The following is a 25,208-nucleotide window of genomic DNA, read 5'->3' as shown; positions in this document are numbered from 1 at the left end:
ACCCCTCCTAACTATAACATTTGATATAAGTTCCCATCTAAGTGACTGTTTTGCGAGGCCCCAACTCCTTCGAAGCCGCACCTTCCGGATCACAGCCTGTTATCCGCCGGATTAACTTATGTTATTGTTCAAGGAATTCGAGGCCTGCGGCCGTTGGTCATGCTGCCAACGGGCCAACGCGTCGGGGTCCACCAGAGAGCCACGCATGGCCATTGCCAAAAGGGTCGATAGCAGAATCGCCAAATGAGAGGCCGCAAACGCATTGGTACCAAGTTCGAGTTCCGCTAGGTCTCCGGGGTGTCGCTCTACCATGGTCTTCGACTGCATCCACAGGCGTTCCGACGACCCTGCTGGGCAAAAAAAGTCAGTCACGCCGCGCAAGCGGGAACAAACCAACTAGCCAAAATCTCCCTTGTCGTAATGATGCAATATCGACGGCCGTTTTGGCGGGCAGGAAGCGCCATTAGGAAGCGTTCATCGATCGCACTAATGTGGGCCTAGGACCAGTGCCTTGATGCTCTGAGCCAGCCATTCCGCATAGGCATCCGCTGTCATCCCGCCGATTTTGATGAGGAGCAGGTAGAGCTCGGGGCTTGCGAGACGCCAAAGCTCTTCGTTGGCGTCGGACACCGATAGGCCGGCTCGCAGATCGGGGGCGAGCGAAGCCGCGAACACGTTAAGATTGCGGCGCCGACCTTCGTGGAGTGACCTGTATAGCACGGCCGAGTCCCCGTCTATTTGGGCAGCGGCTCGTGCGACGTCCACTATCGGTGCGATGCGACCCAGGATCTCGGTGACAGTCGCTGCGAACCGCTCGATCTTTTCCGCAGCCGTTGCTCCTTCGATTGCCGCCCTTGGCGCATCCTGGTCCAGCAGTGGAGTTTCGGGAGCCGCGCCTCGTACCGCTCGCTTGGCAAGGTCGGCGAGGATGGCGGTCTTTGCGCCCCACACCGCATAAATGGTCTCCTTCGAGACAGCTGCTTCACGGGCAATTGCCGCGATGGTGGTTCGTTCCCAGCCATTCTGCCCAAACAACTTCCACGCCGCATCGAGGACCGCCGAACGGGTTTGCTCAGCCTGGCGATGGCGTGAAGCGGACTCGTATTTACGGCGAGGCTTGACATCAGCATTCATTTAGATGCACCACAGGTGTATTGAATGCAGTTACAGTGCATCAATACGGCGCGCGGCGCAAGCCGCGCATTAATCAGGAGCTTACAATGTCTTCCGACCTCATGACTTCCGGCCTGCAACTTACCGCAATCCTTCTGATCTCCTTAGTGATGGGGGCTGTGTTCGGCGTTTGGCGCGGTTACAATCCTGCCCTTCTCAGTGCGTCTACCTTCGTCGAGATGCAACAAGGCGCCATCCGTGGCTTAAATCTTCTGCTGCCGGCCCTTGGACTGGCATGTTTGCTGGCGACGGCAGCTCTTGCGGCTCTCAGCCGGAACCGGCCGCCTGTATTGGGCCTTTATCTGACCGCGCTTGCCGCCATCGCAATCGCGGGCCTTGTCACGCGATTCGGAAATCAACCAATCAACGCGCAGATGATGCACTGGTCAGCGGCCTCGCTTCCCAACAATTGGGCCAACATTCGGGACAAATGGTGGACGCTCCATCTTGTTCGGCTTTGTGCGAGCTTTGCGGGTGAAGTCATGCTCATTGCTGCAATCTTTGCCGACCGCACTGCGTGAACGATCCTATCTGCCGATCGTCAACCCAATCCACGAGGCGACCAGCGTCTATGAGAGCGCGCCCGCTCATTCCAAGGAACAAACTCATGTTTACAAATCTAGATCCCTCCACAATTGACGCCGATCGGGTCGCCGTTACCCAGTTGGTGAAAGGTTTCGATACTGCCTGGAACCGCCACGATATGCAGGCGTTCGGAACGCTCTTTGCCGATGACGCCGAGTTCGTCAACGTAGTTGGAATGTGGTGGCGCGGCCGCAATGCTATTCAGGCCGCCCACGCCCATACGCATGCGACCTTCCTTAAAAACAGTGTTCTCGTGTGGGACATCGCCTCGCTCAGATTCCTCGGTGCCGAGGTTGCCCTGGTCCACGTCCGGTGGCGGATGACTGGGCATCTGGATCCGTTCGAGGCGATCGGGGCGCCGCGTCAAGGAATTCTTTTGCTGGTCACCGTCAAATCACCTGCCGGATGGCGGATCGCGGCTGGGCAAAACACCAACGAGGTCTCCGGGGCAGAAGCACGCATGCCGCGGGCCTGAGTTGCTTCTATAGGCGGCTGATCGCTGTTGGCCGCCTGATCCTTCCCAGGATTCCATGACGCATTCGGGTGAATTTCATCGCGCCGATCGAAATCAGCGGGAAGAAACCGGACTGTCAACTACCAAGCACCAAGAGCTTCGCTGCACGGGGGGATTTCAAATGCCACCACACGCGAGCTTCTGAACTCATGTTGGGATTCAACCGCGGCGGATCCTGTGTGGGAATCGGGTATCGCTTGCCACCCAGCAGATCGTCCGGTTGCTTTCTGCTTCCACCCCATCTGTTTCCGGATTATGAGTTCACGGCCTAAGGTCCCTTCGAGATGGTTCAGACGATAAATCTATTTGAACCTATGTCCCGGCGAATGCTCTTAGCTCTGCCTAAGCTGCACTTCGGAAATCGAAATAGGTTGCCAAATCTCAAATGCCCCGTTTTTTGTATTCGGCTTTTCCGAAATGCCCGGTTCGGCGCAGCTTTAAAAAAGAGGATTATCCCGTTATAAAAGTACGATGGTCTAGAATAGGGGCACAAAAGCGCGGTCTTAAGTAGTAAACGCACCAAGCGCCAGAGTTGCGCGGTGACCGCGCGCGTGGCGGCGGCCGCAATCCTTTTAGGTGGATCTTTGTGGGCCGGAACGGGAGATGTTAAAGCCAGTGGGTACCGACCTGCTTCGCACCCAAAAGTTGGCTTCCAGATATCTCAATTCCGGGCTGACAACTACCATGTAGCCTACGGAGCATCGGATGCTGCAATTGATCTTTTTGTTGTGCCGATATTCCTGAAAGTTCTGGATTGGAATTTCCTGATCCAGAATAGTCAAAGGCATGTTGGGGCCGAGGTCGATGGCGCGATGGGTTTGCCCGTCGAAAGTGATAACGGCGCGGGTATTCGCCGGTTTGCCAACTGCGGCTTCTGTAACCGAGATTGTTTGGCCTATCTGAATAGCAGGCGTTGCGCCGCCATTGCGCAAGATGACTTTCAGGTGGACAGCGGCGGCGGTTCCGTCATCGTAGAGCACGTATTCAGCGCTGACCTCTTCAACGATGAGGTAGGCGCGGAGCTGCGCTTCAGTGCTCTCCCGAGAGATGCGGTTGGCATCGGTATTCGCGCTAAGAGTGCTTCTGACCAACCATACGGCCCAAGTGCTGACGCCTATGCCGAAGAGAGCGGAGAGCGCTGCGACCCACTGTGCGTACGTATCCGTAGGCGAAGTGTAGGTTTCCCAGAGGCTGGGCCTTATGACTGGATTGTTTTTCCCGGTCTCGCTGTTTTGCGAGTTTTGGTATCCATCTTGCTGATAGGCTGGATTACGAAACCCAGGGAAGGCCCAGACAAGAAATAATAGGGCAATGCCGACGCCAACAACTACGCCAAGTGCAGCGTCTGTGAACCGATTGCGGTTAGACATTGAAGTAGAAACGCCGCCGTGAATTTGCCCCTAGGGAGCTTATTCCGCACGTTTACCTCTTTCTCGTCAACGCCAATCTTCCATCAGCACGCGCGACCGCCTAGTACTTCGGCAGCAAGCCTAGGCGGATTCGCATGGCTTCGGGCGAGACTTGGAAAGCACCGGCAAGCGCGTCCGCATCTGTCCCATACAGTGAGAGCGCCTGTTGGATCAGGTGATCCGGCATGAGAACGCTAAACTTCGATGTCTGGGGGATCCGGCCATTCGAGCGAGTTGAGCACAGCTTAAGCGGGAATCCGAGCCCCTGCCTCGCACAGGGGACAAATCCCTAAAAAAAGCCCTTCAGCCTGGCCACGAGCTCCCACGTTCCAGCTTCCAGCATTTCTTCGTAGTGGTCGAACTTCACCTCAGCTTTGTCATACGTTCGCTGACGCATCCATTTCGGCTTCGGTGGGAAGTCCCATTCATCAGGATCGAACGACCCGATGGAACAGAGGCGCCTTTTGATCTTGGCTTTTCCCTGATGCGCTCTCCCCGTCTGGTCGAGGAACTGGGACTGATATGCGACCTGTCGGCCCCAATGTCTCTTTGAGGCGAACCTGACCGCGCCTGGCGGCATCCAGAGCACTGACACGGGCACATGCAGACGAGGACATGCAAAATACCACTGCCGTCCCCCGAAGTGTCGGGGCATCGTCCATAGAGGGATGCGCTGGATTTCATTGTTGATGCGGACTTCGAACCAGCCCTCGGGACTGCTCATGTCGGCGGTGATCGTAGCGGCCGCCCGCGGCTCACCGCTATAGCTATCTGTCCAGGTGACCGAACAGCTCCGATATGAACCGGGCCTGAGGAAGTCATTTCGGATCAAGCGGTTTATGTCGAGCTTAAGGCCGGCTTCCAGCGTAGCTCGCTGTAGAGGTCTTGGCATGTCAGCCCACTTCTTTGATATCCGCAAGAAGCTCGCGGAAGTGCCGACGTTCCGCCATTGCTTCAGCCGAGTACCTCCCATGTTTGAAAGCATTGCTGTTGCCTTTCGGCGCACCAGGAGACTTGCCGCCGTGCAATCTGCACCTACCGTTCGGCATCGCCGGTGACTGGCACGGGGTCGTCGACCTCGTCCTTGCACCGCATCGCGGGCTGGAATGCATCTGAAAGCTTTGCATGGGGTTGATCCTCGATTTGGTTGGTGGCCCCTCCCCCCTCCTTCAATGCGGCGTTCACCGTCCCGACGACCGCTTGTCCGCCAGCATGGACGTGAACGTGCTCGACCGTGACCTTCTGCTGCCCTTTGCCTCGATGACGGTTCAAAGCCTCCAGCAGGGTCGTATAAGTTCGCGACAGCTTGTTTGCCTGGCTGAGGTTTTCTTTGCGGCTTTCAAAAGTCTGTTCGCCGATCATAGCGCGTCGATAGCATTCCATCGCGGCATTGTGGGCGGCGATCGCTTGAGCAGCTAGCATTCCTTCCAGTTCGTCTCTTGGGGCGATACCCATCAGGGCCGCAACCGTAGCAGTTAATTGCTTGTCCCGTTCTTCAGCGCTTGAATTCTTTAGCCAGAGAGCTTGGATGGCCTGGTTGGCGATCAGGTTGTTCCCGACATCGGATTTAGATCCACCCAGGCTATGCAGACGACCCGGCGGTGCGTCGGGGTCGACCTGAAGGGTAACCGCGTTGTCTCTGCACTGCTTAATGGCGGTCATGTGCCCACACTGTTCGGTCGGAGATACAGGTCATGCCCCGTCGCCATCGTTCTGGACCAGTCGCCCGCTGCACTCGCCTTGCAGTGGCGCCGATGTGCGACCGGAATTCAGATTCGGGCCCCCCTTGGTGAGCTGCCCGACAAGGCCTGCCGCTGTCTGGCGCCGATAGTGGTCAGCGCCCTTCCCTTTCAGGTTAGCCAGGGCTTTCGCGGCCTTTCGAATTTGTCCAACGCGCCGGCGCATGTGGGAACAGATCACCTTGTCAGGCATGTTCAGCCTCAATTGGAGGCGATTGCCACGTAAGCCACTGTTTCTGCCGGAGGGCGTACTAGAAACTGCCGCTTGGTCGGTTGGCACGGCGGCGTAGTCAAATCGCCGTCCGAGTGTCACCTGGTTTTCAGTCATGCTCGCCTCCGCATCGGAACAATGTGCGGCGGATTGTTGGGCTGCTGCATATGCCGTTCGCGCCACATGCGTTTCGCGAGGCCGGGGATGGCACTGATGATCTTCGCGGTCGGCCGCGATGCTGCCCATGCGAAGAGGTCGAGTTGGGCCGGATCGTGCTTGCGCTTTTTCATGCCGCGTCCCTCCGTTGACCTTGAACAATGGCTGGGGTAAGCCGCCCCGTTGCGAGCAGCGTCCTCATTCGTTGCAATGTGAGCGGACCGAGCCCGACGCCGGCGAACAGACTCGACATCACCGCGGCCAATTCGTCTTCGCTGGATGGCGAGGGGAACGGGATGTGCAGATCGTCGGATTTTGCAGCCGCATACCCGTTTTTAGAAATAGCCTCGCTATAGGGTTCTTCACCTTCAAAGCTAATAACTACTTCAGGTGTTCCCTTAAGGTGTTTACCCGACATATTTGTCTGTTCGAGAGGGGACACAAATGTCGGTTCGACAACAGTTCGACCCGACATATTTGTCTGTTCGAGCGATGCCCTTTCACCCTGTTCTCGTTCGGCCTTCCTCTGATCGCGCAGGTGGTCCTGGTAGTCATCGATTTCCTTCGTGACCTGGGCATTGGATAGGAAGACATAGCGATTTGACTTTTTCCGGTTGTAGCGCCGGATGTCGATCCATCCGCAATGCTTAAGGACTTTAACGGCGCGCTCTGCCGTCTTCTCGTCCTTGTAGTCTAGGCCGTCGGCAATCGTTTGATATGACGGGTTGCACTGGAGCGTCGCGCAGTTGACGCATTGCAACAGATAAATGGCCGTGGTCTTGGCTGAAGGAGTCATCTCCTTACGATGGTCCCGCAGGATCCAACTGATCATGTCAAGCTTGGCACTCGTAAACGCGCTGACCTCGGCGGCCGTTGCCTTATCGGGGTTCCGCGGCGTCGGCAGCGCTCCCAGAGAACCTTCGATGGTCATCCTGGGCGCAATTTCCGTTGGAATGGCCGGGCACTCGGCGGAGGAAATCGCATCGAATGCCCGCTTCAATTCCTCGATTGGAGATTTCTTCCTGATCTCCATTTAGCCCGCCCTCGACATTGCAAGATTGTGCTGGCGAACTGCCTCACAGGACTCTTTTGGGCTAAGGCCGAGTTGGCGCAGCGCTGGTATAGCGGCACCCCTGATATGGCGCGGAGTTTCCGACAGGAAGCGAAGGCCGCGCTCGACATTGGCGCCCTCACAGGAGGCGTGGTCGTCGCTGTAGACGCCGGTCATCATGCCACCGCCCTAACGGACTGTGCAGACTCCCAGGCTTCGATGTCGGCAAGGCGCCAATAGCGATAGCGCCCGATATAGAACGGTTTCGGGAAGCCCAGCGTCTCGTCCTTCACCCAGCGCCAGAGCGACATCGACGAGACGCCGTAGCGACGCCAGACTTGGCCGGCGGGGAGGAACTCGGACTTCGGATTATTTTGTGTGTTGCTTGCTGCTGCAGTCTGGGGCATAAAAACCATGCGTGAGGAATCCTTGCGCAAAGGGGAGACACACCTTTCGGGTGTGATTTCTGATTAAAAAACAGCCGGGCAGCTTTCCTAGGGCGAAGCCCGGCTGTTTCAATTTCCGAACCATGCGGCTCGTTAGCTACAAGTTATCGTATGTAGTGATTCGGCGGCAAGCAGTTCCGTTCTTTTTTCGTTCCAAATCAGCGGCAATACCCGGTTTCCACAGGCATTTGGGGGGTAGGACCAGATTTAGGCGCTCGTCCGCTGGAGCGGCACCACATTTTGCGCCGCCTTGCCTTCTACAAGGTCGATGACGAACCGCCCCCACACGTCGAGCGCGGCCCGCTTCTCGTCGGCGTAGTCATCAACCTGGTAGATAGCAGCTATGCCCCGAAACGAACCGGACTTGTGGTTGAGCACCTTCTCCGTCACTTCCATCCGCACGCCTAGGCGCTGCATGCCAGCGGCAACGGTGCGGCGGATGTCATGCAGTGTCCAATCAGCAATCTTTGTCTCGCCGGCACTCTTGGCCATGAGCTTGTCGACGCGCAGTTTCATCCTGGAGAAGCCGCTGATGGGGCTTTCGCCGCCGGTGGTGAAAACATAACCCGCCTTGCTCTTGATGCGTGGCACGGCGCGCAAGATCGCGAGAGCCTGCTTTGACAGGGGCACCACATGCGGCTCGCCATTCTTCGACCGCGCTGCCGGAATGGTCCATTCGGCAGCCTCCATGTCGATCTCGCCCCATGTCATCTCCGCGACCTCGGAGCGGCGCTGTCCGGTCATGACCAACAGTTGCAGGAACAGCCCGAACGGCCCCCTGCCCGCTGCGCCGTCATAGGCTTTGCAGGCCTGCCACAACCAGCGCAGTTCATTGTCACTTGAGCCGGGGACTTCCTTGCGCCGCGTCAAGATTCGGTTGCGGCTGTTGTTCTCCTCGGACGGCGCCTGTAGGTCCGTCATTGGCGATGCTGTCAGGATGTCCTTGCCAACTGTCCAGTTAAAGAACTTGCGCAGCTCCGCAAATGTGCGGTTGGCGCCGATCGGCGCCGTGGCGGCAAGCTTCTCCAGATGCTCTCTGATGTCGCGGCGGGTGATGTCCTGAATGCGCTTGTCGCCCCACAGGCCAACAGCGCGCTCAGGATTGGTGATCCACTCGCCATCTTGTAGGCGCATGCCTAGGAGCCGCGCCTTCTCGGTCGCACCCCGGCGCTTCGATGCATACTCTTTGAGATTGCGTTCGACCACGGTCTGGAACTTGTCCCGGTCCTCGTCCTTCACCTCTCGCTTCGCGGCCTGCTTTTCAGCACCGGGATCTTCGCCCCGGCGAACGCGATCCAGTATGTGCGCTGCTTCCCGGCGGATGCGGGTCAACTCTTCGCCGGCAGCGTCGACGTCGTCACCGAAGAGAGAATTGCCGAGCGTGACCTTTTTCGGGATGCCGGAGGCCCGGTAGCGAACTGCCCAGGATTTCCGGCCGGTGGGCTGGATCACGAAATAAAGACCCGTCAAAATCCCGTCTGCAATTTCTCGTCGCCTGGAGGGGTCAGCCTTCAGCTTGAGAAGAGACGCCGCCGTAAGTGCCTTTGCCATGTCCGATCCCCCTGGGTAACATTGGGGTAACACAATGCGCGTGTTATGCTCCGTTACCCGATGTTGGCAACGTATGATAACAAATGCCGCAAAGCAAGGCAGAGAAAGGCATAGACCAGGATTGGATGTTCGGTTTTGTTAGGCGCCGTTACCCTGAGTTTCAGGTTTTGTAAACCGAAGGTCGGCGGTTCGATTCCGTCCGGGGGCACCACCCTTCACTCTTCGAGCTTCGGGTGGCAGGCCACTCGAAGCTCGTTAGACGAAGGAGGACTGCCGACGGTTCTATTCTGCGGAGCTGGCAGCACGACATCAGGCCAACTCGCAGCCGTCGGACCTTCTAGGAAAATGTGGCAGCCTGTATGGCTGCCGTATCGCCGAACGTGTTCCTCACCCTAACCGACCTGTAGACGTAGGCGGCCCAGATCCCTGTGACTATGAAGGATGCCAAAGGTGTAACCAGAGCTCCTCCGGCAAGCAAACGGTTTACCGGGACACCCAGAACAGTCGATATCCAAACTGTGTCCAGTACGAATAAGAGAGGGATCGCGAACCACAGACATATGAACAGCTGCGGAAAGCGGTGGCTTCGCCGCAGCATCGAAACAAGCACGACCAGCTGAAGCACCAGAAATGCCAGATTGAGGGCTGCCTCGCCATAGATGGCCAAGGCCCCGTTGGGCACTGTAACAAGCTGTTGGTAGGTTTTGACCAGACTGGCCATATCGACAAGTGTGCGCAACGGCGAAAGGGACAGGCTGATCGCCAGCAGGATCAGCCAGCCGCCGAACCCCACGAGGTCATCTGGGCTCTGTGACGATTTGCGCGACGACCGGACGGCGAAGAAAACCGGCACGCCAATCAGCAACAGAAGTATCGCCCAATGCCACATTTACCCACCCTCGAATACATCCCTGGGTTGTTTAGCTCGCACCTCTGGATTGTGCAAGCGTTTTTACAGAGATCAAGGCATCGTAGAGATTTTCGGGTTTAGGTTTGCAGAGGACGCTTTCGTCGCTCGCAATGGCCGCATCTCACCCCAAGTCAAAATGCCGCGGAAAGGCCTGGTGCAGCAGGAGCAGCATGGTCTTGCGCAGCACGTCGGTGTCGCGGCTGGACGGGTTGAGATGGTCCCAATACCAGGCGCCATGCACCAGATAGTTCAGGCTCTCCGACAGCGTGTCTATGTCGACGCCGGTGTAACCGCCGCTGCGTGAAATCTCGATCAGCAGCTCGCGCGCTTCGGCCGTGTAGGCGAGATCGCTCGGCAGGCCGATTTCATTGTAGATCTGCATGCTCTTGCGGTCGCTGGAAAACACGACGAAGACCGAGACCCATTTCGGATGCTGCCGGGCAAAGCGCTGCGCGCAATCGACCGCGCCCAACACCCGCTCGACCGGCGACAGGCCGGGCGCCCGCACCAGCGTCAGCCACAGCGCGTCATATTGGTCGCTGAGATATTGCAGGACGGCCCGGAACAGGTTCTCCTTGCTGCGAAAATGAAAGACCACCAGTGCGTTGGACGAGCCGACATGCTCGGCAATGCGCTGCATGGTGACGCTGGCCAGCCCCTCCTCCGCGATGAGCTCGATGGTGGCGTCGATGATGCGCTGGACGCTCGCTTCGCCGCGCTCGCGCCGGCGGTCCTTGGGCGCGGCGTCGTTCGCCGCACCCTTGGCCGCCTTGCTTTTTCCCGCATCCGGAGTGGCTATGCGTTGCGCCATTGTCGTCAGGCCTTTCCCCGGCGGCCGAAACATCCCGCCGCTGCCTTGGCATGCCGGCGCCCTGCGGACTCACAGCGCCGGGCGTGTCCCGGCATTCGTGTACCACTGACCACGAGCCGTCTCATAGGCCATACCCGCCCGGAACACGTCAGCGTCGCTATAGGTGCGGCCGACAATCTGGATGCCTGTCGGCACGCCGTTGGCGGCGCGGCCCGACGGGATCGACAGAACCGGGCAGCGGCTCAGCATGTTGAACGGCGTCGTCATCACCCAGCCCAGCGACGGGTTCACCTCTCGTCCATTGATCTCGACCTTGCCTTTGGTCTGATCGAATTCCGCCGGCACTGCGGGAAGCGCATTGGTCGGGCAGATCAGCACGTCGTATTTTTCCAGCAAAGGCCCCAGCGTCAGGTACATCCTGGCCGCCACATCGAGCGTCGCGACAAAATCCGTCGCCTTCGACTTCTGCCCGTCCTGCGCGAACTGCCTGGCATAGCTGGTCATGTCCTTGCCGTTCTTGGCGAGCAGCGGCGACAGCGAGGCGCCGAAGAGATGTTCGAGATAGGCCATGCCGGCCTTGAGCACCTCGTCGCCCCAGCCGAGGTCCACCTCCTCGACGGTGGCGCCGAGCGAGCGGAACACATCGCAGGCAGCGAGCGTGTTCTTGCGCACGTCCGCATCCACCTCGAAGGACCCGAGATCCATGGAGAATGCGATCTTCCAACCCTTGATCGGCTTGTAGTCGAGCGGCAGGCGCAGTTTCGGGCGCAGCGTGGCGATGTCGAGCGGGCTCGGCCCGGCCATGACGTTCTGCAGCAGGATCGCATCCCCGACGTTTCGGGCCAAGGGCCCGGTGTGGCAGAAAAAATCGAGATTGAACGGCGGCTCATCGGGATTGCGGCCGTAAGGCGGCTTGAAGCCGACCAGGCCGCAGGCCGAGGCAGGGATGCGGATTGAGCCCGCTATGTCCGAGCCGGTTGCGATCGACGACGTGCCGGAGGCCAGCGTTGCCGCCGAACCGCCCGACGAACCGCCCGGCGTGAAATCCGGGTTCCAGGGGTTGCGCGTGACGCCCCAGCGCTTCGACCAGGTATAACCGGCGCAGCTGAATTCGGGCGTCGCGGTGCGGGCGTGGACGATGCCGCCGGCCTTCATGACACGCTCGTTCATGGTCGAGGTATGGCCGCCAATGGCGTCCCCGGACAGCAGCGAGCCATGCGAGGTCGGCTTGCCCTTGATGTAGCTCTCATCCTTGATGCCGATCGGCAGGCCCTCGAGCGCGCCGGTCCTGGCGCCTCTGGCGTATTTCGCCTCGGCTTTTCTGGCGAGATCCATCGCCTCGTCGAAATGCGTGAAGGTGAGGCAGTTGATCGTCGCCTTGGTTGCCTCGGCGCGGCGGATGGTGGCCTGCATCAGTTCCAGAGGCGACAGTTTCTTCGCCTTGAACAGCCGCAACGCCTCGCTGGCCGGCATGTAGCAAAGGTCGAGATCGGACATAAAAAATCTCCCGCGGCGGCTTTACGGCATCTGGCATTGGGGATGGCCGAGCCGCGATGCGCGGCCCGATGTTGGTCAGCTTCGGCCGGCGGCGCTGCTATTTCTGCAGATCGGTCCAGATCCTGGTGTAGAGCGCCTGGACGTCGGCGGGACAGGCCGACATGAATTGGCCCTTGTCGGCAAATTCGGCCGGAACATCCACTTCGGGCGCGCCCTTCATATCGGCCGGCAGGAAGGGCTCGGAGCCCTTGATGCCATTGGCGTAGTGCGCGAAGGCCGAGATCATCGCTGCATTCCTGGGGTCCATGATGAAATTCTGGAAGAGCTTGGCGTTCTCGACGTTCTTGGCATCCTTGAGCACCGCGACATTGTCCATCCAGATTGGAAAGCCCTCCTTGGGATAGCCGTAGACGATCTTGTCGTTCTCCAGCCGCTCGCGCAGCGATATGCCGTTCCAGTTGACGCCGGCGGCAATGTCGCCCCTGCCGAGACCGTCGACGGCCGCATAGTCGAGCGACAGCCATTTCGCTTTCGCCTCGATGAGCTTGTCATGCACCTTTTTCAAAAGCACCTTGTCGTCGGTGCAGTACTTACCGCCCTCATAGGCAATGGCGAGGAACATGATGTCTCCCATTTCGGGCACGACATTGATCTTGCCCACGAGTTCCGGCGGCGGATCGAGGAAAATCGCCGAGGTGTTCGGATCGCCCGCATAGACCGATTTGTTGACCGAGATGCCGGTCGTGCCCCATTGCCACGGCACCGAATATTTGCGGCCGGGGTCGAACGGCACGTCGACCCATCTCGGATCGACGTTTCTAAAGTTCTCCATCGTGTTGGGATCGGTTTCCAAGAGCAGGCCTTCGCTGATCCAGATCGGCATCACGCTGGCCGATGGAACGACGATGTCATAGCCGGAAGCGCCCTGGCGGACCTTGGCCAGAGCCGTATCGTTGGAGTCGTAGTCGGTGACGGTAACCTTGACCTTGTAGGTTTCCTCGAACTTCTTGATCAGGTCCGGGCTGGTGTAGTTGCCCCAATTGTAGATTTGGAGTTCGCCCTCGGCGCGGGCAATGCCGGTCATCGCCAGCAGCGACAGGCCGAGCGCCGTGGCGGTCGATTTCAACTGCATGCTTGTGTCTCCCATTGTTGGGACCGGCGGGATTGCGCCTCGAGTCCCTAAGTTCCCTTCGTCCTGGTGATCATTCACCGGCGAATGCCGGCTGACCAACTCGGTATCTCGGGCAACGGTATTAATTACTAAACATACAGTCAATATCTTTTAGCGACACAACTGCATCATCGGCACCGGCAGTGCGCCGGCGAAGCCGACATGATATGGTCAAGGTTGGGCCATTGATGAATTGGGGCAAGCCGTGGCGTGAGCGCCGCAGCCTGCAGGGCTTGGATCACGGTCATGCGCCTTTTTCTGGCGGTCGTGCTGCTGATGACCATGGCGCTCTTCTCCGCTGCGCGCGGCGAAGAGCGGATAGCGCTGGTTGTCGCCAATCCGGCCTCTGAGGGCTCACCGGCAATCGCCAACGCCGACCTCAGTGCCGAACTCGTTGCAGCGACACTACGATCGCTTGGCTTCACCGTCCGGCAGGTGTCGGATGGCGACCGCGCCGATGTCGCGCGCGCCATGCATGATTTCGCCCAATCCCTGGCCAAACCGGACTCCGTCGGCATCTTCTACTATGTCGGCCACACCGCGCAGGCCAACGGCAGGAACTATTTACTGACGCGCGGCACCCGGATCGATTCAAAGGAAACGGTCGACCAGACGGCATTGCCCCTCGATCTGTTCATGCAGGCGCTCGAGGCAACCCCGACATTGAAGGTGGTTCTGCTCGACAATCCCGGCGATGGCCACAACCCTACTTCCGGCGTGATGCAGGGTCTGGCGGCGGTCGATCCCCTCACCCACGCCATCGTCGCTCTGTCGGCCAAACCCGGAACCGTTGCACTGGACGAAGCCCGCCCCGTCACCGTATTTGCCGATGCGCTCACCGCTGCGCTGGTCAAGCGCGGCGCGGACATAGCCATCATCCTCGCCTCGGTCAGGCAAACCACTATCGACAAAACGTCAGGCGCCCAGTGGCCATGGATGGCATATGGCCGCTCGGCAGACGCTGCCTTTGTGCTGACGCCGGACCAGGTGGCCGGCGCGGCACCGGCGCTGCCGCTTGTGCCGGAACCGGCACCGCCGGCGATGGCGAGCGGCGGCTACATCTCCGGGAGTGGCGGTTGGGAGCCTGATGGCAGCGACTACGCCGATGGCAGCGGTCAGGAGCCCTACCCCATGGACGTTGCACCGGGCTCCGGCAGTCCCGATGCCGCGATGGGCGACAGCGCCAAGGAGGCGGCGCTCTACGAGGAATACAAACGCCAGGAACAGCAGCGCCAATTGCAGGAAGAGCAGGCTCGGCAACGATACGAAGAGGAAAAGCAACGTCTTGAAGACGCAGCTGTGGCCGCTGCCCAGAACAATCTCGGCGGGACCTATCCGCAGGATGGCGGAGCCACCGGCGCCGAACCGCCCCCCGATAAGGCAGGGATCCCCCCTGAGGACGGCATGACATCGGCCCCGCCACCCGCGACCGGCGCCGAAAGTCCGCCGGAGGCGCAGGCGCCACCGAAACCAGCGCCGCCGCCCATCGACCAGGCGCAAAGCCCTCCTTCCGGCGGCGCCCTTCCACAACCCGAGACGGGCGCTGTCGAGGTGGTGCGCCATCCAACCATCGATGCGCCGGATGAGATTGTCGCCGGCGAGACGGTGACCGTTTCGATCGCCCTTACCGAAGAGCAATTCACGCCCGAAGTGAAGGTGAAGGCAGCGCCGGGCTCGTCGGTGACGGAAGATGGCGCCCTGGCCATGGCGATGCCGGCGGGAACCGAGCAATGGCCGATCGATATCGATCTGTTCGCCTCCGGCTTCGATCTCGCTGACGGCGGCAAATGGAGCCGACGGACGACGCTCTACCGCCAGGGCGACAGCGACTTCGTCCGCTTCGACGTCAAGGCGCGGCCGATCGCCAAGGACAGCAAGCCGGCCCAGTTCATCGCGCGCATCTACAGCGCCGGGAGGTTCCTGGGATCGGCATCGCGGTCGGTTATCATTCGCCGCACCGCGCCTGTCGAGGCAGCCGCTCTGAGCGCCACAGCCGAACGCTCCGCAGCACCTGCCATGCTGATGCTGGCCGCAGCGGCGCCGCAGCCGGCGGTAACTGGCAATGTGACGCTCGGCGGCGCAGCCGGCGATGACGTCCCCGATCTCGACGTGACCATCCTCTATGACGATCCGAGCGGGCTGGGTTCGGGGCAGATCATCATCCATTCGCCGCATCTGGCCGGTCCGGTGACCGATACGTTCTCGACGCCACCTGAGATGGCGGCATGGCTGGACTCCGAATACCGCCGCCTGCTGCAGCTCGGATTGAGCCTGCGCGGCGCCGTTTCGCTGCAGCAGCCTGCCGCAAGCAGCGATACGGGGGCGCAAAAGCGCTTTGTCACGCTCGCCGCCGAAGGTTTTGGCGATGCGCTCTACCGCGACTATGTGCCGAAACCGTTCAAGGACGTGTTCTGGTCGCTGCGCGGCAAAGGCGAACTCCATTCGATCCAGATCACCTCGAACAGCCCGACGCTGCCCTGGGAATTGATCCGCCCGCGCAGCGCCGACGGCGCCGTCGCCGACGGTTTTCTCGGCATGGGCTACCGGCTGGCGCGCTGGGCTCCGCGCAGCAGTGCCTCACAGGTCGACAACCCGCTCGACCGCATGACCTTCACCGGCGTCGCGGCCGTCGCGCCCTCCTATCTCGACAAGCGCTCGCTGCGCTTTCAGCAGGACGAGATCGCGGCGCTGAGCAAGCTTTACGGCTACCGCCGCTTCGATGGCGATTTCACCTCTTTCGAGAAACTGGTCGGTGAAGTCTCGACCGGTTTCATTCATTTCTCCGGTCATGGCGAGGTCAACCAGCCGAGCAGTGGCCGGCCGGTCTTTGCCATCGATCTCGTCGACCAGTCGCTCGACCCCGATACATGGGCCGCGCTGGTCGCGGCCGCGCATGGCAAGGGCAATCCGTTCTACTTTTTCAACGCCTGCGACACCGGCCGTTCGCAGATGCTCGGCGGCTTCGTGCAGGGCTGGGGTCCGGCGGTGCTGGCGGGCGGCGCTTCCGGCTTCATCGGCGGCATGTGGCCACTGACCGACCGCGCGGCAGCGGCCTTCTCGACCGATTTCTATGGCGGCATCAGCACGCGGATCAAGGACGGGCCGGTCTATCTGGCCGAGATCCTGCAGGATGTCCGCAGAGAATTCTACCGGACCGGCGATCCGACCTATCTCGCCTACACATTCTACGGCAACGCCAATCTGAGGATTGTCGGGCAGTAGGCGACGGATCGTCGTTGGCGGATTGGCTTCGCCTACAATGCGTTTTGCGGGCATGGCACGCCGGCGCCGCCGCAGCGTGAGGCCATCGGCCTGGAGCTCATGTCTTCGGACTGCCGCACAAGCTCCGCAAAGAGAAGGGCGAAACTTCCCATCACAAGGAAGACGATAATCAGGCGTGTCACCGGCAATAGACAGGTCTCGACTGGCTAGCCCCCCAGCCACCCATCCTCTGTCGGCTAACATGATCGATCAGGCTTTACGAGTGCTTAAGCTCGCACTTAACCATCACATTCGCCGTTCCGGCGACATGAAGCGCGAGCCGCCGATTTCGTTTCGCCGCGGCCGCAACTGGCCCGGACGATGCCTCCCTTTGCAGATGCGCTTGCCCATGCTACCCCACGCAACCGCCGCCGACCGCCATCGGCCGACCGCCATCGGAATGTCATGAGCAAAGCCAATCTCGCCTTCGTCTCCTCCGACACTGCCGATGCCAAGGCGGCGATGGAGAGCCTGTCGGCCCGCTATGGCCAGGCATCCTTCGACGACGCCCAGGTGGTGGTGGCACTGGGTGGCGACGGCTTCCTGCTGCAGACCTTGCGCGACACGATGAGCACGGGAAAGAAGGTCTACGGCATGAACCGTGGCACCATCGGCTTCCTGATGAACGAGTACCGCGTCGGGGGCCTCACCGAGCGCATCGCGGCCGCCGTCGCCGAAACGATCCGCCCGCTGGAAATGCTGGCGTTGACGCATGAGGGCGAGACGGTTTCGGCACTCGCCATCAACGAGGTGGCGCTGTGGCGTCAGTCCTACCAGACGGCAAAGATCCGCATCACCGTCGACGAGCAGGTCCGCATCGAGGAACTGAACTGCGACGGCGTGATGATCGCGACGCCGGCCGGCTCCACCGCGTACAATCTTTCGGCGCACGGGCCGATCCTGCCGCTGGATGCGCCGTTGCTCGCGCTGACCCCGGTCAGCCCGTTCCGGCCGCGCCGTTGGCGGGGTGCCTTGTTGTCAAACAAGGCGACCGTACGCTTCGATATTCTGGAGTCGGAAAAGCGCCCGGTGAACACCGCCGCCGACCACACCGAGGTCAAGGCGGTGGCTTCCGTAACGGTCCGCGAATCGCCGACTGCGACGGCAACGCTGCTGTTTGATCCCAACCATTCGTGGAACGAACGCATTCTCGCCGAGCAGTTTCGCTATTGAGCCGGCGCAAAGAGTGACTACCTAATTAAGCATCGCGATTAAGCTTACGTTTTCACAATCGTGCCAATCCCGCCCGTTTCTGTTGACAAATCGCGGGCTTGCGCCTAATCGCAATACCAATCTTGCAGGCACGCTGTGCTTGCCGCGACGGATGCCGTTGCGCTTCCCCGAACCAGCCAAAGACAGCAACTCTTGTCCTCAGACACCACGACCGCTCTAGAAGCGTTGACCTTTTCAGACCTCGGCCTGTCGCCCAAGGTCCTTTCCGCAGTCACCGATGCGGGCTACACCGTGCCGACGCCGATCCAGGCTGGCGCCATCCCGCATGCCTTGCTCGGCAAGGATATTCTGGGCATAGCACAGACCGGCACCGGCAAGACGGCTTCCTTCGTGCTGCCGATGCTGACCCGCCTCGAAAAAGGCAGGGCCCGTGCCCGCATGCCGCGCACGCTGATCCTCGAGCCGACGCGCGAGCTCGCCGCGCAGGTCGAAGAGAATTTCATCAGATACGGCAAGAACCACAAGCTCAACATCGCGCTGCTGATCGGCGGCGTCTCCTTCGACGAGCAGGACAAGAAGCTGGAGCGCGGCGCCGACGTGCTGATCGCCACGCCCGGCCGTCTGCTCGATCACCGCGAGCGCGGCAAGCTGTTGCTCAACGGCGTCGAGATCCTCGTCATCGACGAGGCCGACCGCATGCTGGACATGGGCTTCATCCCCGACATCGAGCGCATCTGCGAGATGATCCCGTTCACCAGGCAGACGCTGTTCTTCTCAGCGACCATGCCGCCGGAGATCACCAAGCTCACCGAGAAGTTCCTGCATGCGCCGGTGCGCGTCGAGGTTTCCAAGGCGGCATCCGCTGCCACCAACATCATCCAGCGCCTGGTCAAGTCCGGCTCCAAGCCGTGGGACAAGCGCGAGACGCTACGCAATCTGATAAAGGCCGAAGACGCCGAGCTGAAGAACGCTATCATTTTCTGCAACCGCAAGGTCGAGGTCGCGGAGCTGTTCCGCTCGCTGTTGAAGTATGACTTCGACGCCGGCGCCCTGCATGGCGACATGGACCAGCGCGCCCGCATGCAGATGCTGGCCAATTTCCGCGATGGCAAATTGCGCTATCTCGTGGCGTCCGACGTCGCCGCGCGCGGCCTCGACATTCCCGACGTCAGCCACGTCTTCAACTACGACGTGCCGATCCACGCCGAAGATTATGTCCACCGCATCGGCCGCACCGGCCGCGCCGGACGCTCGGGCAAATCCTTCACCATCGCCACCAAGTCCGACACCAAATACATCGACGCCATCGAGCGGCTGATCGGCAACAAGATCGAGTGGCATGACGGCGACCTGTCGACCGTGGTCGCCAGCGAAGGCGGCGAGGACGAAGCGCCCCGCCGTGGCCGTGGCGCTCCGCGCCGCGCCGGCCGCAAGGACGAGGACCGCAAGGCCCATGATCGCAAGGAGGGTGGCGAGCGCAAGCCGCGCGAACGCCATGCCAAGCGCAGCGACGACGCGCCGGCGGCAGATGCCGCGCGCGAGGAACAGCCGGTGGTAGCCGAGGCCGCGGTCGCCGACATCGGCGAACGGCATCAGCGCAAGGAAGCGATCCGCTCCGAAAACAGCGACCGCAAGGTCTCCGATCGCAACAACGAGAACCGCGCCCCGGAACGCGGCGACACAAGGCCGCAGCGCGCCAGCAACAGCCGCCCTGCCCGCGGCAACAACCGCGGTGAAGACAATGACGGCACCGTCGGCTTCGGCGACGACATGCCGGCCTTCATGAAGATCGTCGCCAAGGTCTGATTCCATGAGCCGCGGCGTCCCGAGGACGCGCGGCTTTCCTGGACGCGATTGGGATGCGAGATCTGGAGCCCGCTCAGGATCAATCAGCGCCATGCGCGGCATTCGCAAGACAGGCTCGATCTGCCCGATCTCTTCCGGCCTGGAGCGCTTCAAATACCCGTCGATGCTACAGGCTTTTGAGTTCCAGGCGGGATGCCAATAAATCCAGAAATGCCCGAACCTTGGCCGAAGATGACCGGCCTTCCTGCCACAAGGCATGGATCGGCACCGGTGCCGGCTCGAATTCCGTCAAAACCAGTTCGACGAGACCGTCGTCGACCAAATGTCTTATCTGCCACAGAGGCGAGAAGCCCAAACCCAGTCCGTGGATTGCGGCGGCATAGACCGAGGTCATCAGATTGGAGCGAAAAGCGCCTGCGACCTTCACGGTCCGGGGTTTCCCGTCGATCTGAAACGTCCATTCACCTGGACGCTCGTTAGCGGTTCTGATGATGCAACTGTGCTCACTCAGCTGGAAGGGATGGGCCGGCCGGTCGCACCGCGCGAAATAGGAAGGCGCGCCGAACACAACGCGCCGCAACGCTCCCAGGCGTTTGGCTTTCAAGTTGGAATCCGGCAAATCGCCGATGCGTATTGCCAGGTCGAGACCTTCGGCGCCAAGATCGGCAAATCCATCGGAAAGTTGAAGATCGACCTCGACCCGGGGAAATGTCCGCATGTATTCCGCGATGACAGGCATCAGGACGTTCGGGCCAAACAGAACCGGCGCCCCGATGCGCAGGACGCCTGCCGGCTCCGATCGTTGATTGATCGCCTGAAGTCTTGCGTCGTTTATTTCGTCGACCGCGGGTTTGATCCGGTTGAAAAAGGCTGCTCCGACTTCACTTGGTGTCGAGCGACGCGTTGTCCTGTGGATCAGCTCGACGCCGACTGATTGCTCCAGTGCCGCCAGGGACCGGCTGACCGACTGCAGCGAGCGGTTCAGCCGATGTGCGGCAGTCGTCAGACTTCCATGCTCGACGATCGCGATGAAAGCCTCGAAATCGTCCATCCGGCTCATGCATTCTCCCGACATTCGACATAATATATCGCAAAAACGGGTAATTGTAACGACAATTGCGACGTCGTACCTCTCTGCAAGTTGTCCCGCGAGGACAGGCTTGATGGAAGGAAATCGTCATGCAAGTAGCCAATCCAACTGTTCTGGTTGTTGGTGCCACAGGCCGAGTTGCGGGACTTGTCGTGCCTGAACTTGTCCGCCGCAATGCCAATGTTCGAGCGCTCGTTCGCGACCCTGCGAATGCCGAAAAGGCCCGGAAGGTGGGGGCATCCGAGGTTGCGACAGGAGATTTGCGAAATCGTCAGAGCCTCGAAAGGGCGGTCGCGGGCGTCGACGGCGTCTTTCACATTGGGCCGGCTTTTGCTCCCGATGAAGCAGCCATGGGCGTTGCCATGGTTGAGGCCGCCACGCGAGCAGGAGTTCGAAAGTTCGTCTTCTCGTCGGTGATCCAGCCTACCAATACGCGACTGAAGAACCATGCCAGCAAGGTGCCTGTCGAGGCTGCTCTCTACTCGACGACGATGGAATATACGATTCTGCACCCTGCCAATTTCATGCAGAACCTCGCAGCGGCCTGGCCGTCCGTCGTTGAACATGGTGTTTTCTCGGAACCGTTTCCAAAGACGGCGAAGCTGGCCCGCGTCGACTACCGCGATGTCGCTGAGGTGGCGGCGATCGCCCTAACCGAAGCGCGATTGTCCTACGCGACCCTCGATCTGTGCGCTGACGGCATGCACAGCCGGGAAGACATCGTTGCGATGATGAGTGAGGAACTTGGCAGACCCATCTCTTCTGGTGAGCCGACATTTGGCGAGTGGGCGGCCGAGGCACGCCTTCCCTACAATGACCGCCAAATGCAGGTGCTGGCCAAAATATACGCCCACTATGCCCACTATGGCCTTGGCGGAAACAGTCTGACATTGCGCGCCGCCCTGGGCCGCGAACCGCGTTCGTTGCGCGGCTTTATTCGAAACCTTGCCCAGCAAATGGCGCAGGCCGCCTGACTGCGCCCAGCCGCGCATACTTCCACTTTTCGAGAAGGAGATAGGTGATGCGACCGTCATCCCACAAGGTTTTGAAATCGAGGAAGCTACCGGCCTCCTACAATGCGCTGGTAATGCCATTCGTACTTTCCATCCTGATGTCGTGCATTGTTTCCGCGGTAGCGACGCTGATCAATGCGGGCTGGACAACCGGTTTCGTGGCGACCTGGCCGTATGCATGGGGAGCATCATGGCTAGTGGGCTTTCCAAGTCTGCTGCTGGTCTTGCCGATCGTGCGCCGTATCGTTGCGGCAATTGTCGATCAGCCGACCTCGTAGGCCTTGATTACGGAGTCCGACATGCCAAACAAGAACGGCCCTTGCGGGCCGCTTTTACCTTCGACTGACGGCTCGCAGCGCCATTGTCGACTTCCGCGACCAGATACCTGTCTTCATGCGGGCAGCCTTCATGCGCGCCGGCCCTCATGCCGATCGTCGTCCGAGCCTGACTCCCGAGCGCTCTCAAATGCAGCCGGCCAGCTTGCACTCTTGGCACGCTCCTATCCTGGCCCGTCCGTCACATCGGGCCGGGCATCATCTTGGTCGGGTTTTCCAGCATCGGAAACTCTGCCTTGCTGCATTTCACGTTCGGGTTGGTCGGACTGAACATGCCGTTCGGATTGTCTCTGAACAGCCAGGCATGAAGGTCGTAGTGGACGAACTCCCTCGGAATGAGCGGATAGTGCCCTTCCATCGGTCCCATGAAGGTCTGGCCAAATAGTTTTGGAGGTTCCTTGGTGTCTGGCGTCAGGGGCACCAGCCATTCCACGCCAACCAATTTCAAGCCTTTCTTGGTCGGCTCGTAGATCAGCACATTGGGGCGCATCGGATCGAGTTTCTGACCGACACTCGGGACGTTGACGAAATGGATGCCCATAGCGCCCTTCGGATAGTCCATTGCGCCCTCGATCCTGTCCCCGCTGTAATAGACGCACCCGACAGTCGACAGATAAAGGTCGCGGACGGCGACCGTGTAGTCTTCATATTTGGCGAGCGATTTCTTCAACGCTTCGATGTCGGCTTTGTTGGCGTCCTCGGCTCGAGCCGTGGCCGCCGCGCACCAAGCAGAGACCAGACCTGTCAAAATGAGGACGCCGCAACGCCCAAGACGAGCTGTTCTTGTCATGCATTCCTCCCAGATTTCCTTATCTGGCCGTGCAGGACCGGGGCCGACTAAGTGACTGCATGGCCGTTTGTATCGCCCCATCCCCTCTGGAACCGCACCAATGCTAATCCCTTCCAAGGCCTCCGGAAAGGGCTTATTAGAAATCTCTAATGCGTTAGACCTTTTGGCGGACCGCAGGAGCCCAAAAAGAAAGCGGCCCTTGCGGGGCCGCCTTCGCATTTCGATGCCGACCTGATCAGGTCAGCGGCGAAAGCTGGATCTCGACGCGCCGGTTCTGCGCACGGCCGGCCGCCGTTCCATTGGACGCGATCGGACGGGTCTTGCCGAAACCGGTGACGGCGAAGCGGCGCGAATCGACACCTTGGCCCGAGAGATAGTTGGCGACCGCCAATGCACGGCGCTGCGACAGATCGAAATTGTGTTCGTCGCCGCCGGTCGAATCGGTGTGGCCGAACACGTCGACCGTGGTCTGCTTGAACTTCTTCAGCACCAGCGCAACCGAGTTCAGCACCTGGTAGAAGCCAGGCTTCACCGCATCCTGGTCGACGTTGAAAGTAATGTCGGACGGCATGTTGAGGATGATCTGGTCGCCGGTGCGGGTGACGCTGACGCCGGTGCCTTCGAGCTGGCGGCGCAGTTCAGCCTCGTTCTGGTCCATGGTCGCGCCGATGGCGCCGCCGGCCAGCGCGCCGATACCGGCGCCGATCAGCGCGTTGCGGCGGTCATTGCCGCCGGCAAGCAGGCCGAGGCCCGCGCCCGCCAGGGCGCCAAGGCCGGCGCCGGCTGCGGTGTTCGAAACCTTCTGCTCCCCGGTGTACGGATCGGTCGTGGTGCAGGCACTCACCAGCACAGCCGTCGCAACGGCGACGAGCACAGTCTTTTTCATAAGGATCGTCCCTCTCCAAAGCGCGGCCTTTGCGGCTCGCGCATATAAGCCCTTCTCCGGTCTTGTAACATGAAATGCGGCGAAAAACCGAGCGGCGAAAGCGGCTTCTCCCCGCTCGCGCCACACTTCCGCTTCGGTGGCTGGTGCTGGCCTACCAGAGGTTCTTGCCGTCAATGACGACCACCTCGACCTTGTCGAGGTCGAAATCGTCGAACAGCCGCGAATTGACTGAGATCTTGGGATTGTCGAAGTCCGGTTTTCCGGTCGACCAGTCCGGCGTTTCGGTGAAGGTGCCGCAGCCGCAAATGGCGCAAAACCCGTGTTTGACGGTCTTCGATCCCCATTGATAGAAGGAAACGTTTTCCGGCGAGCTGGTGAGCTTGAATTGCGACGGAACGTAGTAAGCCCACAGCGAACCGCGCTTGGAGCAGAACGAGCAGGTGCATTGTGTTACCGTCTCGGGCGCCTGCGAGACCTCGAACGTCGTCGCCTTGCAATGACAGCTGGCCTTGATGGTCATGAAAAGCTTTCCTCTCCGTTGCCCGCCACCCATGCGGCAAGGCACCATAAAGGAAGGCTCCTGACAACTGTCTGTCAGCAGGCTCTGATCGATCGAGCCGAGCGGCGCTCTGGCCGAAGCGGACCCGTCGTCACCTCCCAATCGTGGTCACCTGCCGATATAGGCGGCCAGTTCGTCCGGCGTCCCGTTTGGGAAAGCCTGTTTCAGAAAATCCAGGAACGCCGACACGCGCGCGCTGAGCAGCCGCCGCGACGGGTAGAGCGTCCATAGAGAGATCTCCGGGCCGTCGATATCCCCCCAATTCACCAGTGTGCCGTCAGCCAGGTCGTGGGCCACCAACGAAATGGGAAGCCGTCCTGCGCCGATTCCGGCTCGCACCGCATCGCGGACCATGATGAGTGTCGACAAGGCGAGGATCGGCTCGATTCTAAGTGTTGCCCGGCCACCTGGTGTCTTCACCTGCCATGTTTGCCGCTCGCCTGTCCCGCGCGCAACGCCAGGAGCGGCGAGCCCATCGGTCGGGCGAGGAAGGTCCGGGCTCGCGACGACGACCAGGCGGTCGCGGAGAAACGCCCGTCCGACCAGGCTTTCATCGGGATCCGGATTGACCCGGATTACCAGATCGTAGCCTTCCTCGATCATGTCGACATGCCGGTCTTCGGTGGTCACTTCAAGCCTCACCTCAGGATACCTCAGGGCAAATCCCGCAGCGATCCTCCCCATTGCAGTCTGCGAAAAATGCAAAGGCGCGCTGATCCGCAATCTGCCCTTGGGTCTCTGACCGCCCGAGGCAATCGCCGATGCCGTCTCGTCCAGCTCGGCAAGCAACGCCCCCGTCCGCTCGAAGAGCGCCCGTCCTTCTTCGGTCAGCTTCAGGTTACGCGCACCCCGTTCGAACAGACGCAGATCCAGACTGCTTTCCAATTCGCCAACGCGCCGGGACAATGTTGCCTTGGGCCGGCCGGTGGACCTTGCCGCTTTGCCGAAGCCGCCATGGCGAGCCACGAGGTTAAAATCGGCAAGGGCTAAAAGATCCATGACTGTCCCACCAGTGAGACGACGTGTCTAAAATTGCCGTCTACTGGGCTCTTTGTGAGCCACACATATTGG

The 25,208-nt window shown here is 60.5% G+C and carries 27 protein-coding genes; 7 read left to right on the top strand and 20 right to left on the bottom strand.

The window, feature by feature from the left end; translation table 11 throughout:
* Window positions 1-486 precede the first annotated feature (486 nt).
* Window positions 487-1,134 carry a TetR/AcrR family transcriptional regulator gene (locus NLY42_RS20425; protein WP_023753835.1) on the bottom strand — a complete coding sequence of 216 codons (648 nt, stop codon included), beginning with the start codon at window positions 1,132-1,134 and terminating at the stop codon, window positions 487-489.
* An 86-nt stretch (window positions 1,135-1,220) separates the two neighbouring features.
* On the opposite strand from NLY42_RS20425, the gene NLY42_RS20420 reads away from it, so the two are divergent.
* Together NLY42_RS20420 and NLY42_RS20415 are read left to right on the top strand one after the other, a co-directional pair.
* Window positions 1,221-1,694, top strand: coding sequence for an anthrone oxygenase family protein (locus NLY42_RS20420; RefSeq protein WP_031244451.1), 474 nt, complete (start codon window positions 1,221-1,223; stop codon window positions 1,692-1,694).
* Between the two features lie 86 nt (window positions 1,695-1,780).
* Window positions 1,781-2,233, top strand: coding sequence for an SgcJ/EcaC family oxidoreductase (locus NLY42_RS20415; RefSeq protein ID WP_286488536.1), 453 nt, complete (start codon window positions 1,781-1,783; stop codon window positions 2,231-2,233).
* 611 nt (window positions 2,234-2,844) lie between these two features.
* Here NLY42_RS20415 and NLY42_RS20410 read toward each other — a convergent pair.
* The 14 genes from NLY42_RS20410 to NLY42_RS20350 form a co-directional block, all read right to left on the bottom strand.
* Window positions 2,845-3,642 (bottom strand): hypothetical protein, encoded by a 798-nt coding sequence (locus NLY42_RS20410; RefSeq protein ID WP_023753279.1) that lies wholly within the window; start codon window positions 3,640-3,642, stop codon window positions 2,845-2,847.
* Window positions 3,600-3,692, bottom strand: coding sequence for a DUF6471 domain-containing protein (locus tag NLY42_RS20405; RefSeq protein WP_286488535.1), 93 nt, complete (start codon window positions 3,690-3,692; stop codon window positions 3,600-3,602). The genes NLY42_RS20410 and NLY42_RS20405 overlap by 43 nt, the downstream gene beginning before the upstream one ends.
* 278 nt (window positions 3,693-3,970) lie before the next feature.
* Complete coding sequence (locus tag NLY42_RS20400; RefSeq protein ID WP_156933734.1) at window positions 3,971-4,405, bottom strand: hypothetical protein; 435 nt, start codon at window positions 4,403-4,405, stop codon at window positions 3,971-3,973.
* Between the two features lie 169 nt (window positions 4,406-4,574).
* Entirely contained in the window at window positions 4,575-4,793 is a 219-nt protein-coding gene (locus NLY42_RS20395; RefSeq protein ID WP_084779718.1) for an HGGxSTG domain-containing protein, read from the bottom strand.
* Window positions 4,717-5,343: a hypothetical protein gene (locus tag NLY42_RS20390; RefSeq protein ID WP_050591053.1), complete on the bottom strand. Its 627-nt coding sequence runs from the start codon at window positions 5,341-5,343 to the stop codon at window positions 4,717-4,719. The genes NLY42_RS20395 and NLY42_RS20390 overlap by 77 nt, the downstream gene beginning before the upstream one ends.
* 30 nt (window positions 5,344-5,373) lie before the next feature.
* Window positions 5,374-5,586: a DUF6074 family protein gene (locus tag NLY42_RS31830; RefSeq protein WP_353622727.1), complete on the bottom strand. Its 213-nt coding sequence runs from the start codon at window positions 5,584-5,586 to the stop codon at window positions 5,374-5,376.
* 158 nt (window positions 5,587-5,744) lie between these two features.
* On the bottom strand, window positions 5,745-5,921 hold the full coding sequence (locus NLY42_RS20385) for a hypothetical protein (protein ID WP_023753283.1): 177 nt from the start codon (window positions 5,919-5,921) through the stop codon (window positions 5,745-5,747).
* Complete coding sequence (locus NLY42_RS20380; RefSeq protein WP_023753284.1) at window positions 5,918-6,820, bottom strand: helix-turn-helix domain-containing protein; 903 nt, start codon at window positions 6,818-6,820, stop codon at window positions 5,918-5,920. Before NLY42_RS20380 ends, NLY42_RS20385 begins: the two co-directional genes overlap by 4 nt.
* 194 nt (window positions 6,821-7,014) lie before the next feature.
* The gene (locus NLY42_RS20375; RefSeq protein ID WP_023753286.1) at window positions 7,015-7,254 is read right to left on the bottom strand and encodes a helix-turn-helix transcriptional regulator; all 240 of its coding nucleotides are present in this window, start codon (window positions 7,252-7,254) and stop codon (window positions 7,015-7,017) included.
* Window positions 7,255-7,491: 237 nt separating this feature from the next.
* Window positions 7,492-8,835, bottom strand: coding sequence for a tyrosine-type recombinase/integrase (locus NLY42_RS20370; protein WP_023753287.1), 1,344 nt, complete (start codon window positions 8,833-8,835; stop codon window positions 7,492-7,494).
* A gap of 337 nt (window positions 8,836-9,172) precedes the next feature.
* A complete protein-coding gene (locus NLY42_RS20365; RefSeq protein WP_245260196.1) occupies window positions 9,173-9,700 on the bottom strand; it encodes a DUF2569 family protein in 528 nt (175 codons plus the stop codon).
* Between the two features lie 166 nt (window positions 9,701-9,866).
* Window positions 9,867-10,556 (bottom strand): TetR/AcrR family transcriptional regulator, encoded by a 690-nt coding sequence (locus NLY42_RS20360; RefSeq protein WP_023688400.1) that lies wholly within the window; start codon window positions 10,554-10,556, stop codon window positions 9,867-9,869.
* A gap of 69 nt (window positions 10,557-10,625) precedes the next feature.
* The gene (locus NLY42_RS20355) at window positions 10,626-12,053 is read right to left on the bottom strand and encodes an amidase (RefSeq protein WP_023688399.1); all 1,428 of its coding nucleotides are present in this window, start codon (window positions 12,051-12,053) and stop codon (window positions 10,626-10,628) included.
* A gap of 97 nt (window positions 12,054-12,150) precedes the next feature.
* Window positions 12,151-13,185, bottom strand: coding sequence for an extracellular solute-binding protein (locus NLY42_RS20350; RefSeq protein WP_023688398.1), 1,035 nt, complete (start codon window positions 13,183-13,185; stop codon window positions 12,151-12,153).
* 285 nt (window positions 13,186-13,470) lie between these two features.
* Here NLY42_RS20350 and NLY42_RS20345 point away from each other — a divergent pair, with 285 nt between their 5' ends.
* From NLY42_RS20345 to NLY42_RS20335, 3 genes are all read left to right on the top strand, one after another.
* Window positions 13,471-16,446, top strand: coding sequence for a caspase family protein (locus tag NLY42_RS20345; RefSeq protein WP_023688397.1), 2,976 nt, complete (start codon window positions 13,471-13,473; stop codon window positions 16,444-16,446).
* Between the two features lie 444 nt (window positions 16,447-16,890).
* Window positions 16,891-17,658: an NAD kinase gene (locus NLY42_RS20340; RefSeq protein ID WP_023681482.1), complete on the top strand. Its 768-nt coding sequence runs from the start codon at window positions 16,891-16,893 to the stop codon at window positions 17,656-17,658.
* Between the two features lie 192 nt (window positions 17,659-17,850).
* The gene (locus tag NLY42_RS20335; RefSeq protein WP_031196539.1) at window positions 17,851-19,464 is read left to right on the top strand and encodes a DEAD/DEAH box helicase; all 1,614 of its coding nucleotides are present in this window, start codon (window positions 17,851-17,853) and stop codon (window positions 19,462-19,464) included.
* Between the two features lie 166 nt (window positions 19,465-19,630).
* Here NLY42_RS20335 and NLY42_RS20330 read toward each other — a convergent pair whose 3' ends face one another.
* The gene (locus NLY42_RS20330) at window positions 19,631-20,524 is read right to left on the bottom strand and encodes a LysR family transcriptional regulator (protein ID WP_023691233.1); all 894 of its coding nucleotides are present in this window, start codon (window positions 20,522-20,524) and stop codon (window positions 19,631-19,633) included.
* Window positions 20,525-20,643: 119 nt separating this feature from the next.
* On the opposite strand from NLY42_RS20330, the gene NLY42_RS20325 reads away from it, so the two are divergent.
* Together NLY42_RS20325 and NLY42_RS20320 are read left to right on the top strand one after the other, a co-directional pair.
* The gene (locus tag NLY42_RS20325) at window positions 20,644-21,528 is read left to right on the top strand and encodes an NmrA/HSCARG family protein (protein WP_023691232.1); all 885 of its coding nucleotides are present in this window, start codon (window positions 20,644-20,646) and stop codon (window positions 21,526-21,528) included.
* 47 nt (window positions 21,529-21,575) lie between these two features.
* Complete coding sequence (locus NLY42_RS20320; RefSeq protein ID WP_023667468.1) at window positions 21,576-21,845, top strand: DUF2798 domain-containing protein; 270 nt, start codon at window positions 21,576-21,578, stop codon at window positions 21,843-21,845.
* A 238-nt stretch (window positions 21,846-22,083) separates the two neighbouring features.
* Here NLY42_RS20320 and NLY42_RS20315 read toward each other — a convergent pair whose 3' ends face one another.
* The 4 genes from NLY42_RS20315 to NLY42_RS20300 form a co-directional block, all read right to left on the bottom strand.
* Complete coding sequence (locus NLY42_RS20315; RefSeq protein WP_023691231.1) at window positions 22,084-22,692, bottom strand: hypothetical protein; 609 nt, start codon at window positions 22,690-22,692, stop codon at window positions 22,084-22,086.
* Between the two features lie 235 nt (window positions 22,693-22,927).
* Window positions 22,928-23,578, bottom strand: a complete 651-nt coding sequence (locus NLY42_RS20310) for a YiaD family glycine zipper/OmpA-like lipoprotein (protein ID WP_023667470.1) — start codon at window positions 23,576-23,578, stop codon at window positions 22,928-22,930.
* A gap of 151 nt (window positions 23,579-23,729) precedes the next feature.
* Complete coding sequence (locus NLY42_RS20305) at window positions 23,730-24,098, bottom strand: GFA family protein (RefSeq protein WP_023667471.1); 369 nt, start codon at window positions 24,096-24,098, stop codon at window positions 23,730-23,732.
* Window positions 24,099-24,245: 147 nt separating this feature from the next.
* Window positions 24,246-25,136 carry a LysR family transcriptional regulator gene (locus NLY42_RS20300; RefSeq protein ID WP_023741411.1) on the bottom strand — a complete coding sequence of 297 codons (891 nt, stop codon included), beginning with the start codon at window positions 25,134-25,136 and terminating at the stop codon, window positions 24,246-24,248.
* Between the last annotated feature and the right edge of the window lie 72 nt (window positions 25,137-25,208).

The organism is Mesorhizobium sp. C372A, from assembly GCF_030323245.1.
GTDB lineage: Bacteria > Pseudomonadota > Alphaproteobacteria > Rhizobiales > Rhizobiaceae > Mesorhizobium.
The sequence above is the reverse complement of the archived record's forward strand: the minus strand, read 5'-3'. Positions and strand labels throughout refer to the sequence as shown.